The organism is Yersinia canariae, from assembly GCF_009831415.1.
GTDB lineage: Bacteria > Pseudomonadota > Gammaproteobacteria > Enterobacterales > Enterobacteriaceae > Yersinia > Yersinia canariae.
Genome location: NZ_CP043727.1, coordinates 807,594 through 825,025, shown reverse-complemented (window position 1 = coordinate 825,025; position 17,432 = coordinate 807,594). Strand labels below are relative to the sequence as shown.

Below are 17,432 nucleotides of genomic sequence, written 5' to 3'. Positions count from 1 at the left end.
TGAATTGCAATCAGGGCCACAGATGGCCCTGATTTACTAAAGCGTAGATTATTTGCGGCTTAAGCTACCGCGACGGAATAAATTGCGGCGAATTCGGGTCAACCCCGGTTTTGGCTTATGAGGCTCATCTAAGCTGGCTAATACCAGTTCCAGTACCCTCTCAGCAACATCCCGGTGGCGCTGCGCGACTGCTAATACCGGGCATTCGAGGAAATCCAACAGTTCATTATCACCAAAAGTGGCAATAGCCAGATCACTGGGTAGACGCCCGCTTTGTTTTAAAGTGACATCCATGACGCCCTGCAATAGCTGAAATGAGGTCGTAAACAGCGCCTGTGGCATGGGATGGGTCTTCAGCCATTCAGCGAACAGCGCACCGGCAGCTTCGCGCTCGTAGCTGTTGGCATACAGGTAATCAACCTTGCGCGGATCGTCTTTCCACGCCTCACGGAACCCCATCTCCCGCAGGAAACTGACCGACAATTCTGGCAACGCGCCCAGATACAAGACCGACTCTGCCGGGAATGAGCGCAGTTCTTGCGCCAACATCTGTGCATCTTCTTGATCCGCACCGACAACACTAATGAAATGCTCCCGATCCAGTGCGCGATCAAGCGCGATTATCGGTAATGGATCATTTGCCCAGCGCTGGTAAAAAGGGTGCTCAGGTGGCAGAGCTGTGGAAACGATGATGGCGTCAACCTGCCGCTGTAACAAGTGCTCGATACAACGCATTTCATTATCTGGTTGATCTTCAGAACAGGCGATCAGAAGTTGATAACCCCGTTGACGAGCCTGACGCTCCAGATAATTAGCAATACGGGTGTAGCTGGTATTTTCCAAATCCGGGATCACCAAACCTATCGAACGGGTTCTGCCCGCGCGCAGCCCTGCTGCAACAGCATTTGGGTGATAGTTATGTTCCCTGACAACCGCCATAACTTTGTCTACTGTTTTATCGCTGACCCGGTACTGTTTCGCTTTGCCATTAATGACATAACTGGCCGTAGTGCGCGAAACGCCCGCAAGGCGCGCGATTTCATCCAGTTTCACATTGACCCCTTATATACCTAATAAAATAACGTTGAGGCTAAACTAATAGACATAGTTTAACCATGGATATGATCTAACAGCAGATCTCATTATTGAGCAACCGCTTTAACTGCCATATAACGCTATCTAGGTTAAAAAATAAGAAAAAAAAGCCCAGCATGTCTGCTGAGCCTGATAATTGGAGATTAGTCAGTATTAATCACCATGATTAGCGCATGATCTTGTCACCACGGGATACACCAACAATACCGGAGCGAGCAACCTCAACAATTTCGGCCACTTCTCGCACCGCATTTAAAAATGCATCCAGTTTGTCACTGGTGCCCGCCAGCTGCACGGTATAGAGCGTGGCGGTCACATCCACAATCTGCCCACGGAAGATTTCAGCGCAGCGCTTCACCTCTTCACGCCCGTAACCGCTGGCCTGCAATTTTACCAACATGATTTCGCGTTCAACATGTGAACCTGAAACCAACTCGCTAACACGCAATACATCCACCAGCTTATGTAGCTGTTTTTCAATCTGTTCCAGAACCTTGGCATCACCCACGGTTTGGATGGTCATTCTCGACAACGTGGGATCATCGGTAGGCGCGACCGTCAAACTTTCAATGTTATAACCGCGCTGAGAAAACAGGCCCACGACTCGTGATAGAGCACCTGATTCGTTTTCCAGCAGAACTGATAAAATCCGGCGGCGCATAGTTATGTCCTCTCCGTTTTACTAAGCCACATTTCGTCCATGCCACCACCGCGAATTTGCATTGGGTAAACATGCTCTGTTTCATCGACAGTGACATCCACAAATACCAGACGATTCGTCTCGGATAATTGCTTCAAAGCATCGGCCAGTTTGCTTTCCAGCTCATCAGGTGTGCGAATGGAAACGCCAATATGACCATATGCTTCGGCCAGTTTGACAAAATCAGGCAGAGAATCCATGTAAGACTGTGAATGCCGACCAGAATAAATCATATCCTGCCACTGCTTCACCATCCCGAGATAGCGGTTGTTCAGGTTCAAGACCAACACGGGCAAGTTGTATTGCAGTGCAGTAGATAATTCCTGAATATTCATTTGGATACTGCCATCACCGGTGACACACACCACAGTTTCATCCGGTAGCGCCAGTTTCACCCCAAGGGCCGCTGGCAGACCAAAGCCCATGGTGCCCAGGCCGCCTGAGTTGATCCAATGGCGTGGTTTATCAAATGGATAGTAGAGTGCGGCGAACATTTGATGTTGGCCGACATCCGAGGTGACATAAGCATCACCTTTGGTCAGGCGATGCAGTGTCTCAATTACCGCCTGCGGCTTGATTTTGCCACTGTCTCGGCTGTAACTCAGGCAATCACGGGCACGCCATTGCTCAATGGATTGCCACCAATCCCGTAAACTATCAAAATCTTGCGCGCAATCAAGTTGAGGCAATAAATCCAGCATTTGCGTCAGAACTTGTTTGGCATCACCGACAATTGGAATATCAGCTTCTACGGTTTTTGATATGGAAGTTGGGTCTATATCAATGTGTACCACAGTGGCATTCGGGCAATATTTCGCCAGATTATTGGTGGTGCGGTCATCGAAACGCACACCTACGGCAAAAATAAGATCCGTGTTATGCATGGCCATATTGGCCTCAAACGTCCCGTGCATCCCCAGCATCCCCACACTTTGGCGATGTGTGCCTGGGAAGCTACCCAATCCCATCAAGGAACTGGTGACCGGTATATTAAGCTTTTCTGCTAAAGCCAATAACTCTTCATGACAAGCAGAGTTAATGGCCCCGCCGCCGACATACATAATAGGCCGTTTCGCCGCCAGAATGGTTTGCAGCGCGCGTTTAATCTGCCCGCGATGGCCTTGCACCGTCGGATTATAAGAGCGCAAACTAACCTGTTCCGGATAGGCATAAGGCATTTTTACCGCCGGGCCAACAATGTCTTTTGGCAGGTCGATAACCACCGGGCCTGGACGACCTGTCGAGGCCAGATAAAATGCTTTTTTTAATACAGTTGGGATGTCTTCGGTGCGTTTAACGAGGAAACTGTGTTTCACCACCGGGCGGGAGATACCCACCATGTCACATTCTTGAAAAGCATCGTAGCCAATCAGTGAGCTAGGTACCTGACCAGAAAGCACCACCATCGGCACTGAATCCATATACGCCGTTGCAATGCCGGTAATCGCATTAGTCGCACCAGGGCCAGACGTGACAAGTACGACGCCAACCTCGCCCGTTGCGCGCGCATAACCATCGGCCATGTGAACCGCACCTTGTTCGTGGCGCACCAGCACGTGATCGATGCCTCCGACCGTGTGCAGGGCATCGTAGATATCAAGTACGGCCCCGCCGGGATAACCGAATACATGCTTAACGCCCTGATCGATTAACGATCGGACCACCATCTCGGCTCCTGACAACATCTCCATGGGTTTTGCCTCCAGGCTTAGTTTGCTCATTGGATAACGGGAAATCATTTCCACGAAATCCGGTAGGAAAGGCACAACGCCCCGTATTCCTATTCTTTGTTGTTATAGTTCTGATGTTTATTAACATAACTAACTTATTAACATAACGTCAGAATTTCTGGCAGGCAAACAGCAATTATCTACATTAAAGGCAATTGTGTTGGTCAAAAACTGGATTTACCCTCATCACAAAAAATAAAACACTGCCTGAGTCTCCACAGCCTTGTTTTTCACACCGCTTTGACCGCCAATTATAGAACTAAATCAGGCTGAGAATTTTTACTGATTGGAGACAGTAAAATAATAGAAACCAGGCAAAAATAGCGAGGATGGGAGACGAATGGTCAAAAAATCAGCGACAGCCTCTATCCTTAGGTAGATACAGGCTGTTGCAGGGAAATATTGATAGGCTAATCGCGGTACATGGAATCAATTTCATTCTGATAACGCTGGAGAATGATTTTACGGCGTAATTTCATGGTCGGAGTTAATTCGCCCGTTTCCATAGTGAATGCCTGTGGCAACAGAGTAAAACGCTTAACTTGCTCGAACTTTGCCAGCTCTTTTTGCATATCTTTTAGCCGTTGCTCGAACAAACTGACAATATGGCTGTGGCGTAGCAGTTCTAACCTGTCATGGTATTTCAGGTTTATTGAATGCGCATATTCTTCCAGTGACTCGAAACACGGGACAATCAGCGCCGAAACAAATTTACGGGTATCGGCAATGATGGCAATCTGCTCGATAAAGCGATCCTGCCCCAGCGTGCCTTCAATCATCTGTGGCGCAATGTATTTCCCGCCAGATGTTTTCATCAAATCTTTCAGCCGCTCAGTGATAAATAAATTCCCCTGAGCATCCAATGCCCCCGCATCACCTGTTTTGAGCCAGCCATCTTCGGTGAAAGAGTCGGCGGTATCTTGGGGTTTATTGAAATAACCGCGCATCACAATCGGGCCACGCACCTGGATTTCGCTTTCAGCGCCCAGACGGACTTCGATCCCCGGCAACGGCTTGCCGATAGAGCCAAAGCGGAAGTCTTTCTCTTCCCAACAAGAGACGGTAGCGCAGGTTTCGGTCATGCCATAACCGTACTTGATGTTGATGCCAATCGCCTGGAAAAACAGAATGATATTGTCATCAAGGCGTGCGCCTGCGGCTGGTAAGAAACGCACTTTGCCGCCCAAAACCCCGCGTAACTTGCTCAATACCAAACGATCTGCCAGTTTGTATTTCTGTTCAGATAACCACGATAATGTTTGCCCACGTTGCAAAGTTTGGAATTTTCGCTCACCACATCCTACCGCCCAACGAAATAGCATCTGGCGGTGCCATTTTGCCTGCGCAACTTTGTCATTAATGGCACTGAACACTTTCTCGTAGAAACGGGGAACTGCACACATGACTGTCGGTTTTACTGCTTGCATCGCTGCGCGCACCCAATTTGTGTCACTGATATACACATTTTGTGCACCGGTATGCATGACATAGAAACTCCAGGCGCGCTCAAAAACATGAGACAGCGGCAGGAAACTCAGAGAAGTATCTTCAGATGTCAGGGTTAAGCGCTGGTCATGTAAATGGAGCTGGGCCGCCATATTCCGGTACTCCAGCATCACACCCTTTGGCTCCCCCGTAGTACCCGAGGTATAAATCAAGGTGAATAAGTCGTCTAAATCACAACCTTCTATACGCGCAGTCAATAGATGCTGTTGTATTGCATCTGGCTGCTGTTCAAAATCAGCTAAATGTTGGGCATATTCACAGCCACGTAAATCAACTTGGGGGTCTAATACAACAATCTTGCTGAGCTGCGGGCACAGCGACTTGAGTGTGATAGCAACATCAAACTGTGTTTGTCCGCCGACAAACAAAATGCGCATGTCAGCATCATTGATTACGTAAGCAGCTTGAGCCGTTGTGTTGGTGGCATACAGCGGAACACTCACGCCGCGTAATTGTAAAATAGCTAAATCTGCCAGCGACCACGCCATGCTGTTATTAGCAAAAATCCCAATACGCTCTTGGATTGCGACCCCCAAGGACAATAAAGCAGCTGAAATCCGCGTCACATGAGCATCAATCTGCCGCCAAGTGAGCTGATTTTCACCCTCTGGTGACCATTCACGGAAAGCTACCTTGTCAGTTCTCTGGCTTATTTGTTGGCGCAAACGGCGCACAAGGTGGTATTTATCTAATATTGGGGTCATAACATCGCAGCTCGCTGATAAATCCTTCGTTAAAGTATACCACTACTTTTTTGCCTGTTAGCTTTCAGCTTACAGGCGTTCACTTTTTTTCGCGCAGTCTACTCACTCTATGAGCTATGGCAAACAAAATTCAGCGCAGAAGTGTGAGCTGAAATAGATTTTGACGAAAAATACAGCAGTCACAACCACGGGGAAGAGTTAAAAGCAGATAAGAATGTTTTGCGGGATGGGATAATAATTGAACCCAAGAAATATTCATTTTAATTCAGTTGCTACCCTTGCCTGCTGCTGAGAACAAGATTATTTCAGCAGCAGGTCTTAACGACAATAATTAAGAAGGAATACTAAGTTGACTGAGTAGTTCTCTCATCCACAGATGCCCTTTATCTCTGGCAGTAGATTCATGCCAAGTGAGATAATATGGACGGAAGGCCTGCTCCCAAGGCAGTGGAATAAGCTTCAGATTAAGGGTCTCACTGTATGTTTGAACCAACCAGCGAGGAGCAATTGCGACATAGCTAGTTTGAGATACAATATTCAGCACACTATTCATATCAGTACTTTCATAAGCAATAGTTTGGGTGCTGATGGTGGATTCATAATAAAACTCACTGAAAGAACCCATTTTCTCCAAAGAGACAACCGCATGTAATTCAGAAAGGAGTTGTTCTTGAGTAATTGAATTATCAATCCGCGGATGATCTTTAGATACAGCTAAAACCGACTCATCATTGGATAATGATATATCATGAAAGTCGGCTCGCTCAAACTGCGTATAACCTATAACAAACTCAGTCTCTTGATAACGTAACTGATGTTCAACATTCTCATTAAGATAAGATCTAATAATGAGCTGAACATTAGGGGCTAATTGATTAACCCGCTGTATAATTTGTGCTGTCAACCTGATATCTAAAGGACTACAAATAGATAAATTAAATACTCGCCCGCTGCTTTTGGCTTCAAACCCCGCACATGGCAACTCATTTTGGACTAATTGTAGTGCCTGTCGGACCGGGCCAAAAAGCTGACGCGCTCTGGCGGTTGGCTGAATGCCCCGACCATAGCGGACGAACAGTTCATCATTAAACATGACCTTAAGACGGGCAACCGCGTTACTCACGGCGGGCTGGGACATACCCAATAACTGGGCTGCACGTGTCACATTATGCATTTGCATCACAGCATCGAAAACAGTTAATAGATTGAGGTCGACACTGCGTAAATGAACATCACTACCTTCCTTTTTCGTCACTTGACTGTCGGTTACTAAGTTGTGTTCAAACATGCTTAACTCCACTAAGCTTTATGCAGATGGCATGATTAATAAATAACCTCATAGATATTTATCACTGTTTAAAAATATCTTTGAACACTTATTATTAATTATACCAATATTCTCTTTAATACCTCAGCGAGGTAAAATCGAGTCTCATCCTTGTATAGGTGCAAAAGTATAAATCACATCTAATGCATTTGGTGATCAGTAAATACCCATAGATAAACATATAAACAAGAAGAACATGCAAAATATTCTGCATGGTGAATAAAACTAATCTACATTGTCAATAGCAAGGTAACGCCTAATTAGAATTAATGATAGAATTCTTGACATAATCACATCACAAAAAGAGAAGGTTAACAACTATGACATTAATGAATAATAAATTCTTCACTTATAACTTATTAACCCTTAATTATTTTCAAAAAAACAAAGACAATGTAAAATACTTCACTCGACCTAATTACATTTAATATAATTAATCATAAAATATAAAAATCAAGAACAAAACCAAGGGCTAGGATAAAATAATCAACACATTAATTTATTATCTATATAAATAAATAATAATATTAATGTTCTCTGAGTTGATTAATAATTAACCTGTAACGCTTATTGATTCTCTACTCGTTACTTCTTCAAAAACACGTTTTAACAAAGCTCAGAGAACCCGTCAATAGATCCCCCGCTCATAAAATTGTGAAAAAGCACAATCCCCCGCATTCTGAGCATTATGCCAAACAAAGCAAAATCTACGACTTGGTTGATTAGATGAAAAAACCTTAAATTCTAATTTATAAGGTTTTTATGTTGATAAAAGGAATTCAGCATTGTCATAACCAGTTGAACACGCTTTTTTAAACAAAAGTTGACACAACCATATAATTCACGTATCAATTAAGGCAACGCAATATTTTAACTAATGAGAAACTGAAAAATTATGTTCTACACCACCCGTCTACTAGGCCTACTACTCAACGCATCTCTTTTGCGCGGTATGTTGGTGGATGGAAATCAGAACTGATTCAGTCATCAAGATTAACAAACCCGCGCAAATGCGCGGGTTTTTTTTTACCCGCTAAGCGCAAATGTAAACACGACAAGGAAAACCTTATGAGCCAACAAGTCATTATTTTCGATACAACATTGCGTGACGGTGAACAAGCATTGCAGGCCAGTCTGAGTGTTAAAGAGAAGCTGCAAATCGCGCTGGCACTGGAAAGAATGGGTGTCGATATCATGGAAGTCGGGTTCCCAGTCTCCTCACCAGGCGATTTTGAGTCTGTTCGTACTATTGCTCAGCAAGTCAAAAATAGTCGGGTTTGTGCATTAGCGCGTTGTGTAGATAAAGATATTGATGTTGCTGCAGAAGCCTTACGCATTGCCGAGGCATTCCGTATCCACGTATTTTTGGCGACATCAACCTTGCATATTGAGTCCAAATTAAAGCGCTCGTTTGAAGATGTGTTGGCCATGGCCGTGCATTCAGTGAAACGCGCTCGTAACTATACCGATGACGTAGAATTTTCTTGTGAAGATGCTGGCCGTACGCCGATTGATAACTTGTGCCGCATTGTAGAGGCTGCAATCAATGCCGGTGCCACAACCATCAATATCCCTGATACCGTCGGCTACACCACGCCTTATCAGTTCGGTGGAATCATTACTGATTTGTATGAGCGTGTACCGAATATTGATAAAGCTATTATTTCAGTCCATTGCCATGATGACTTGGGCATGTCCGTCGCCAACTCCATTACCGCCGTGCAAGCCGGAGCGCGTCAGGTCGAAGGGACGATTAATGGCTTAGGTGAGCGTGCAGGTAACTGCTCATTGGAAGAAGTGATCATGGCAATCAAAGTGCGCGAAAACATGTTGGGCGTGCATACCAACATTAATCATCAAGAGATTTACCGCACCAGCCAATTGGTCAGTAAGTTATGCAATATGCCAATACCGGCTAACAAAGCCATTGTTGGTAGCAATGCTTTCGCCCACTCATCCGGTATTCATCAAGATGGCGTACTGAAAAATCGCGAAAACTACGAAATCATGACCCCAGAATCTATCGGCCTGAAAGGTGTGCAGTTGAACCTGACTTCCCGCTCTGGCCGCGCGGCAGTCAAACACCGCATGGAAGAAATGGGTTATCAGGATAAAGACTACAATTTAGATTCTCTGTACGACGCGTTCTTGAAACTGGCGGATAAAAAAGGCCAAGTCTTTGATTACGACTTGGAAGCTTTGGCATTCATTAATAAGCAGCAGGAAGAGCCGGAGCATTACCGTTTGGACTATTTCAGTGTGCAATCGGGTTCCAGCGTGATGGCAACAGCATCAGTGAAGTTGGTGTGTGGTGAAGAAATAAAATCAGAAGCGGCCACCGGTAATGGCCCGGTTGACGCGGTATATCAAGCCATCAACCGCATTACTGATTACCCCATTGAACTGGTGAAATATCAATTATCTGCCAATGGTCAGGGTAAAGATGCTCTGGGTCAGGTTGATATCGTTGTTGATCATAAAGGCCGACGTTTCCATGGTGTGGGCCTGGCAACAGATATTGTCGAGTCCTCCGCCAAGGCGTTGGTTCACGTATTAAATAACATCTGGCGCGCTCATCAGGTCGATATTGAGAAGCAGCGTCTGCAACAAAATAATCAGGAAATGGTGTGAACATGACTAAGACTTATCATATTGCCGTTTTGCCCGGAGACGGCATTGGCCCTGAAGTAATGACTCAGGCAAACAAAGTATTGGATGCCGTTCGTCAGCGTTTCGGCATCAAAATTTCAACCAGTGCTTATGATGTCGGCGGTGCCGCTATTGACCGTCATGGCAGCCCATTGCCGCCAGCTACCGTGAGTGGATGCGAGCAAGCTGACGCCATTTTATTTGGCTCCGTGGGCGGCCCAAAATGGGAACATTTGCCACCGGCTGAACAACCTGAGCGCGGTGCGTTGTTACCGTTACGTAAACATTTCAAATTATTCAGCAACTTGCGCCCGGCGCGTTTATATCAGGGATTAGAAGATTTCTGTCCGTTACGCAGTGATATCGCCGCTAAAGGCTTTGATATTCTGTGTGTGCGCGAATTGACTGGCGGTATCTATTTCGGTCAACCCAAAGGCCGTGAAGGCCAAGGTATGCACGAACGTGCATTTGACACTGAAGTTTATCATCGTTTTGAAATTGAAAGAATTGCCCGCATTGCCTTTGAATCTGCTCGTAAGCGCCGTGGCAAAGTTACCTCTATTGATAAAGCCAATGTGTTGCAAAGTTCGATTCTGTGGCGTGAAGTTGTGACTGCGATTGCGGCGGATTACCCAGATGTTGCGTTGTCCCATATGTATATTGATAACGCCACCATGCAGTTAATTAAGGACCCTTCGCAGTTTGACGTACTGCTGTGCTCTAACTTGTTCGGTGATATTTTGTCAGATGAGTGCGCCATGATTACCGGCTCAATGGGCATGTTGCCATCCGCCAGCTTGAATGAGCAAGGTTTCGGCTTGTATGAACCTGCGGGCGGTTCAGCACCGGATATCGCGGGCAAAAATATCGCCAACCCTATCGCGCAAATTCTGTCTTTGGCCCTGCTGTTGCGTTTCAGTTTAGGTAAGGACGACGCGGCTGACGCGATTGAAAATGCTATCAATCAAGCATTAGAACAAGGCTATCGTACTGCTGATTTGGCGGGTGATGGCAAAGCAATCGGCACAAATGAAATGGGCGATATCATCGCTAAATTTGTGGCGGAGGGAGCTTAAAATGGGCAAAACGTTATATCAAAAATTGTATGATGCGCATATCGTTTACGAAGCGCCAAATGAAACTCCGCTGTTATATATCGACCGCCATTTAGTACACGAAGTTACATCACCGCAGGCTTTTGATGGCTTGCGGGCCATGGGCCGCCCGGTGCGTCAGCCGGGCAAAACGTTTGCCACCATGGACCACAACGTTTCTACGCAAACCAAAGATATCAATGCCAGCGGCGAAATGGCCCGGATTCAGATGCAAGAGCTGATCAAAAACTGTGCTGAATTTGGCGTGTCATTGTATGACTTAAATCACCCATTCCAAGGTATCGTCCATGTGATTGGCCCAGAGCAAGGGATGACTTTGCCGGGGATGACGATTGTGTGTGGTGATTCCCACACCGCAACCCACGGCGCATTTGGCTCCCTGGCCTTTGGTATCGGCACTTCAGAAGTTGAACATGTGCTGGCGACTCAGACCTTGAAACAAGGCCGGGCCAAGACCATGAAAATTGAAGTCAATGGCGATGTCGGCCCAGGGATTACCGCCAAAGATATCGTGCTGGCGATTATCGGCAAAACCGGCAGCGCAGGTGGCACCGGTCATGTCGTGGAATTCTGTGGCAGCGCCATTGAAGCGCTGAGCATGGAAGGCCGCATGACACTGTGCAATATGGCAATTGAAATGGGTGCTAAAGCCGGTTTAGTGGCACCGGACGATACGACGTTTAACTATCTGAAAGGCCGACAGTTTGCGCCGACAGGTGAGCAATGGGAGCAAGGCGTCGCGTACTGGCGCGGCTTGAAATCTGATGCTGATGCCAAATTCGATACTGTCGTCACCTTAGATGCCGCCGAGATAGCGCCACAAGTGACATGGGGCACCAATCCGGGTCAAGTGATTGCCGTTAATCAAATTATTCCGGCACCAGAATCCTTCAGTGATCCGGTTGAGCGGGCTTCAGCAGAAAAAGCCTTAGCTTATATGGACTTGCGCCCAGGTATCAAATTAACTGAAGTGGCGATTGATAAAGTCTTTATTGGTTCTTGCACTAACTCGCGCATTGAAGATTTACGAGCCGCAGCCGCCGTGGCGCAAGGGCGCAAAGTGGCCAGTGGTGTACAGGCCATTGTGGTGCCCGGCTCCGGCCCGGTGAAAGCACAAGCAGAAGCGGAAGGTTTGGATAAAATCTTTATCGAAGCCGGTTTCGAGTGGCGTTTACCCGGCTGCTCCATGTGTTTGGCAATGAATAATGACCGCCTGGAACCCGGTGAGCGCTGCGCCTCCACCAGCAATCGTAACTTTGAAGGGCGTCAGGGCCGTGGGGGCCGAACCCATTTAGTCAGCCCGGCAATGGCTGCCGCAGCCGCTGTCAGTGGTCACTTTGCTGATGTCCGCGATTTATCTGCCGCCACCCACTAACCGGAGACACCACCATGGCAAAATTTACTCAACACTCGGGTTTTACTCAACATAGGGGTCTGGTCGCTCCATTGGATGCGGCGAACGTCGATACTGACGCGATTATCCCAAAACAGTTTTTGCAGAAAGTCACCCGCACCGGTTTTGGCCAGCACTTGTTTAACGACTGGCGCTTTCTCGACGATGCTGGCAAAGTGCCCAATCCTGAATTTGTGCTGAACCAACCTCGCTATCAGGGCGCGACCATTTTGTTAGCGCGCGAAAACTTCGGCTGCGGTTCATCTCGTGAACATGCGCCTTGGGCACTGACAGACTTTGGTTTTAAAGTGGTTATCGCCCCAAGTTTTGCTGATATTTTTTACGGTAACTCATTTAATAACCAGTTATTGCCGGTCACATTAAGCGAAGCGGATATTGATACTTTATTCCAGTTAGTTAAAGAGAATGAAGGCATTGAGTTTATTGTCGATTTAGAACATCAAACACTTAATGCCGGTGGCAAAAGTTATTCATTTGAAATCGATAGTTTCCGCCGCCACTGTATGATTAACGGTTTAGACAGTATTGGCCTGACATTACAGCATGAAAGTAATATTTCAACATACGAAAAACAACAGCCAGAATTTCTGCGTTAATTATTTTTAGTTCATTTTGTGAGTATATTGTTGGTGTCAGGTAACTTCCTGACCCAACAATTCAAAACCTATCAAAATATTAATTAAAAAATTAGCTATCTTTATTTGTTACTTCCATTCCAGGCCAAATCTCATAACAATCAATCTGTTATATAACAGCATTGCAACCTATTAGATTACATACATATTAATGTGGCTAATATAGTTTACATTGATTGTATTTTGTGCTGACGGTCACTTTTTATTTCTTAAACCACGGTATGCTACTTATCACCATTCACACCTAGAGGGCGCCTTATGACACGCATTGCATTGCGTTACGAAGCACGCATCTCCGGCGACAGCCGAGCTTGGTTTAATATAGATTACCGCCTCGCCAACGATTTCCCGCGTTAATTCCTCTATTGCTTATTCAGCTTCTGCTGAAAAATTCATTTTTTTATTTTCGTTGCCATCATAGCAATGCGAATTGTTATTTTTATTCGCTGCGATTTGATTGCGCAAAGATATTACTATATCCATAATTTAATATATCCCAGTCATTGGCGTGGCAGTGAATATTCCTGTGACCTCAAATGATAAAGGTGTATTTTTGGAGTAATAAATCATGAAACGCATCCCAGAACCTTTCCGTATTAAAATGGTAGAAAATATCCGGATGACCAATCGGGAGGATCGCGAGAAAGCACTGATTGAGGCGGGTTATAACCCATTCTTACTGCCAAGTGAGGATGTTTATATTGATTTACTGACTGACTCCGGCACCGGGGCAATGAGTGATCGTCAGTGGGCAGGATTAATGATGGGCGATGAAGCCTATGCCGGTTCACGAAACTATTACCACTTGTGCGACCAGGTTAAGAAACTGATTGGCTACCCATTCACTATCCCAACCCATCAGGGCCGTGGGGCTGAACAAATCCTCTTCCCCTGTCTGATTGCGAAAAAACAAAAAGCAGGTGGAGCCAAGAACCCGGTCTTTATCTCCAACTTCCACTTTGACACCACCGCCGCCCATGTTGAAATGAATGGTGCAAAAGCCATCAACGTCGTCACTCCGAAAGCCTTTGATACCGTGACTTATTATGACTGGAAAGGCGATTTCGATTTAGACCAACTGAAAGCCACTATTGCCGAGTATGGTGCTGACAACGTGGTGTCGATTATTACCACCGTCACCTGTAACAGCTCTGGCGGGCAGCCAATTTCAATGAGCAATATGCGCGAAGTGTATCGCATTGCTCAACAGCATAATATTCCAGTGGTTATTGACTCCGCCCGCTTCTGTGAAAATGCCTGGTTTATTAAGCAACGCGAGCCAGGTTATGGCGATAAGTCGATCAAAGAGATCATTCTGGAAATGTATCAGTATGGCGATATGCTCACCATGTCAGCCAAAAAAGACCCAATGGTGAACATTGGCGGTTTGTGCTGTTTCCGCACTGATGAGGACTTATTCAACGACGTTCGCATCCGTTGTGTACCTATGGAAGGTTTTGTCACTTACGGTGGCCTGGCTGGTCGCGACATGGAAGCGCTGGCCATTGGGTTGGAAGAGGGAATGAACGAGGACTTCCTGACTTACCGTATTGGTCAGGTGGAATATCTGGGGGAACGCCTGCGCGCTGGCGGTATTCCAATTCAATATCCGACTGGCGGTCACGCGGTGTTTGTTGATGCCAAAATTTTGCTACCACATATTCCAGCCGAGCAATTCCCCGCGCAGGCGCTGAATAACGCCCTGTATCTGGAAGCGGGTATCCGCAGTGTGGAAATTGGCTCACTGCTGCTAGGGCGTGATCCGCAAACGGGCAAACAAAAACCGTCACCATTGGAACTGCTGCGCCTGACCATTCCACGTCGGGTTTACACCAATGATCACATGGACTATATCGCGGATGCCCTTATTTCACTCAAGTCACGTGCTGAAGAAATTAAAGGCTTAACCTTCACCTACGAACCCCCTGTTCTGCGCCACTTTGTTGCCCGATTAAAACCCATCGAATAAACGGCAACTGTCACGCCAAGACCACGCCCCTGCCGCACTGGCAGGGGAAATACAGCTACAAAATCGCTACCTCTATAAGTGGTAAAACCACACGAGGACACCCTACTATGGCCCAAACTACACTAGAAAATCAGGTCACAGCAGCAAAAATTAAAACCCCTTCCCTCCTCGGCGGTGCAATGATTATTGCAGGGACCATCGTCGGCGCAGGGATGTTTTCACTACCCGTTGTGATGTCAGGGATCTGGTTCTATTGGTCAATTGCCGTACTGGTTTTTACCTGGTTTTGTATGCTTCACTCAGGATTAATGATCCTTGAAGCCAACCTCAACTATCATACCGGTGCCAGTTTTGACACCATCACCAAAGACTTACTAGGCAACGGCTGGAATGTGATTAACGGCCTGACCGTCGCCTTTGTGCTCTACATTCTGACCTACGCCTATATCTCCGCCAGCGGCTCTGTTATTCAACATACTTTACGCGGAATGGGGATAGATTTCTCGGCCCGGCTGGGCGGTCTGTTTTTCGCCTTATTCGTCGCCTTTATTGTTTGGCTCAGCACGACAGCAGTAAGCCGAATGACGACGATTGTGCTGGGTGCCAAGATACTCACTTTCTTTATGACGTTTGGTGGGTTGCTAGGCCATGTCGAACCCGTAAAATTATTTAATCTGAGCGACGCCAACCCAAGCTACCTGCCCTATCTGTTGATGACTCTGCCATTTTGTCTTGCATCATTCGGATACCACGGTAACGTCCCCAGTTTAATGAAGTATTACGGCAAAAACCCACTCCGTATCCGCAACTGTTTGCTGTTTGGTACTCTGTTAGCCCTCGCGCTGTATATCATCTGGCTGGTCGGCACCATGGGGAATATCCCACGGCCACAATTTCGTGAAATAGCCAGTCAAGGTGGGAATATTGATGTGCTGGTCAGTGCGCTGGGCGGAATATTGCAAAGTTCGTCAATGGATCTGCTGCTGACGGTGTTCTCAAACTTCGCCGTCGCCAGTTCATTCCTCGGCGTCACTTTGGGTTTATTCGATTATCTTGCTGATTTATTTAAATTTAACGACAGCCGCTTAGGTCGGGCAAAAACAGCCGCTATCACCTTCCTGCCGCCAATATTGGGTGGGTTGATATATCCAGATGGTTTCATTTACGCGATTGGCTATGCAGGACTGGCCGCCACGGTCTGGGCCGCCATTGTTCCTGCGCTGTTGGCCCGAGCCTCACGCAAACGTTTTGGTAGCCCGCTGTACCGGGTTTGGGGCGGTACCCCCATGATTGTATTGATTTTACTGTTCGGCGCAGTCAATGCCGTCGCCCATATCCTGTCCAGTCTGAATTTACTGCCTGTCTATTAAAGCACCACACAGCGCCCTGCGGGGCGCTAAGCTTCTCTGACTCGCGCACAAATGATGAGTGAAAGAATGGCAAGGATCATTGCCATGACATACACCGAATTATGCCCCCAAGTTTCCGTTAATACCCCTTGCAACACCCCGGCCAGAATTACCCCAGTTGAAATACTGTTAGTAAACAACGTAGTAGCCGCACCCGCCCTGCCCGGCATTAAATCCTGAAAATAGAGCATACCTATCCCGGCGACAATACCGATGAAAATGGCATTAAAAATCTGCAATAACACCAGGGCCGTTTTGAATTTGAATAACACCAGCCCGGTATAAAACAGCACGCCAGCCAGCACCGCGAACAGCATAATTTTGCGCTTACCAAAACACCTAACCGAATAGCCCGCCAATAGCATAATTGGAATTTCCAGCCCGGCAGCCGTTCCCATCAATAAACCCGCCAGCCGCTCAGGCAACCCCAGATTTGCTGTAATATATAAAGGCATATCAATGATGTACATGGTGTTGCATGTCCACATCAGCATTGACGCAATAAACAACAGCAGCACATCTTTATCAGCAAACAGGCTGCCCTGCACCACCATTGGCGCATCCGCCACTGGTTCTGTTCGTTTCACTGACGGCAGAATAAACCACACCACCAGCGCGCTCAGCACAAAGATACCGGCGGCAATACTAAACATCAGGGTAAAGCCATAATTCAGCGCCAACATAAATGACAGCGGCGGCCCGATAACCCAAGCCAATGAGAGTTGCGCACGCATAATGGAGCTGAACATCACCACTTCGCGGGCCGAACCATCGGCGTATTCACGCGCCAAAGCGAAAATTTGCGGCATCGCGGTGTTGGCCACAGAGGCCAGCAGAACACCGGCCGTGATCAAGGTCAGATAATCACGATTAAAAGCAAATAACAGGCTATTCCCCACCGCCATCAAGTAGCAAACCATAATGAGTTTACGGCGGTCCCCGCGAGAATCCGAGCGCTTGGCCAGCATAAAGCTGACGGTAATCCCGGCGATGGCATTGACGGTATAAAACAGCCCAACCCATAGCGGCCGCACTTTAACTTCAGTGCTCAAAAACAGACTTAAGGTCGGGGCCTGCAAGGCACCAGCAATACCGGAGAGAAATGCCACCACAAAGAAAGCGAGAAAAACCGGATTGATACGACGGGAAAAGGTTAAAGCAGATTTCATTCCAGGCTCC

13 protein-coding genes are annotated in these 17,432 nt (G+C 46.8%); 7 read left to right on the top strand and 6 right to left on the bottom strand.

Features of this window, described 5'->3' with window-relative positions; all coding sequences use genetic code 11:
• Positions 1-48: 48 nt before the first annotated feature.
• The 5 genes from cra to leuO all read right to left on the bottom strand — a co-directional run bounded on the left by cra (position 49) and on the right by leuO (position 7,023).
• Positions 49-1,053 (bottom strand): catabolite repressor/activator, encoded by a 1,005-nt coding sequence (gene cra / locus F0T03_RS03845; RefSeq protein WP_145554383.1) that lies wholly within the window; start codon positions 1,051-1,053, stop codon positions 49-51.
• A gap of 208 nt (positions 1,054-1,261) precedes the next feature.
• Entirely contained in the window at positions 1,262-1,756 is a 495-nt protein-coding gene (gene ilvN / locus F0T03_RS03840) for an acetolactate synthase small subunit (RefSeq protein ID WP_004388986.1), read from the bottom strand.
• Between the two features lie 2 nt (positions 1,757-1,758).
• Positions 1,759-3,486 carry an acetolactate synthase 3 large subunit gene (gene ilvI / locus F0T03_RS03835; RefSeq protein ID WP_159677265.1) on the bottom strand — a complete coding sequence of 576 codons (1,728 nt, stop codon included), beginning with the start codon at positions 3,484-3,486 and terminating at the stop codon, positions 1,759-1,761.
• 449 nt (positions 3,487-3,935) lie between these two features.
• The gene (locus F0T03_RS03830) at positions 3,936-5,735 is read right to left on the bottom strand and encodes an AMP-dependent synthetase/ligase (RefSeq protein WP_159677264.1); all 1,800 of its coding nucleotides are present in this window, start codon (positions 5,733-5,735) and stop codon (positions 3,936-3,938) included.
• 331 nt (positions 5,736-6,066) lie between these two features.
• Entirely contained in the window at positions 6,067-7,023 is a 957-nt protein-coding gene (gene leuO, locus F0T03_RS03825; RefSeq protein WP_159677263.1) for a transcriptional regulator LeuO, read from the bottom strand.
• Positions 7,024-8,130: 1,107 nt separating this feature from the next.
• On the opposite strand from leuO, the gene leuA reads away from it, so the two are divergent.
• The 7 genes from leuA to mtr all read left to right on the top strand — a co-directional run bounded on the left by leuA (position 8,131) and on the right by mtr (position 16,214).
• Entirely contained in the window at positions 8,131-9,693 is a 1,563-nt protein-coding gene (gene leuA / locus F0T03_RS03815; RefSeq protein WP_145556542.1) for a 2-isopropylmalate synthase, read from the top strand.
• A 2-nt stretch (positions 9,694-9,695) separates the two neighbouring features.
• On the top strand, positions 9,696-10,787 hold the full coding sequence (gene leuB / locus F0T03_RS03810; protein ID WP_145556543.1) for a 3-isopropylmalate dehydrogenase: 1,092 nt from the start codon (positions 9,696-9,698) through the stop codon (positions 10,785-10,787).
• 1 nt (position 10,788) lies between these two features.
• Complete coding sequence (gene leuC, locus F0T03_RS03805) at positions 10,789-12,201, top strand: 3-isopropylmalate dehydratase large subunit (RefSeq protein WP_159677262.1); 1,413 nt, start codon at positions 10,789-10,791, stop codon at positions 12,199-12,201.
• Positions 12,202-12,215: 14 nt separating this feature from the next.
• Positions 12,216-12,836 (top strand): 3-isopropylmalate dehydratase small subunit, encoded by a 621-nt coding sequence (gene leuD / locus F0T03_RS03800; protein ID WP_159677261.1) that lies wholly within the window; start codon positions 12,216-12,218, stop codon positions 12,834-12,836.
• Positions 12,837-13,133: 297 nt separating this feature from the next.
• Complete coding sequence (tnaC, locus tag F0T03_RS03795) at positions 13,134-13,232, top strand: tryptophanase leader peptide (protein ID WP_071843463.1); 99 nt, start codon at positions 13,134-13,136, stop codon at positions 13,230-13,232.
• A 211-nt stretch (positions 13,233-13,443) separates the two neighbouring features.
• Entirely contained in the window at positions 13,444-14,844 is a 1,401-nt protein-coding gene (tnaA, locus tag F0T03_RS03790) for a tryptophanase (RefSeq protein ID WP_145556546.1), read from the top strand.
• Positions 14,845-14,951: 107 nt separating this feature from the next.
• Entirely contained in the window at positions 14,952-16,214 is a 1,263-nt protein-coding gene (gene mtr / locus F0T03_RS03785; RefSeq protein WP_145556547.1) for a tryptophan permease, read from the top strand.
• A gap of 26 nt (positions 16,215-16,240) precedes the next feature.
• On the opposite strand, the gene F0T03_RS03780 is transcribed toward mtr, so the two are convergent.
• The gene (locus F0T03_RS03780; RefSeq protein ID WP_159677260.1) at positions 16,241-17,422 is read right to left on the bottom strand and encodes a sugar efflux transporter; all 1,182 of its coding nucleotides are present in this window, start codon (positions 17,420-17,422) and stop codon (positions 16,241-16,243) included.
• Positions 17,423-17,432 lie beyond the last annotated feature (10 nt).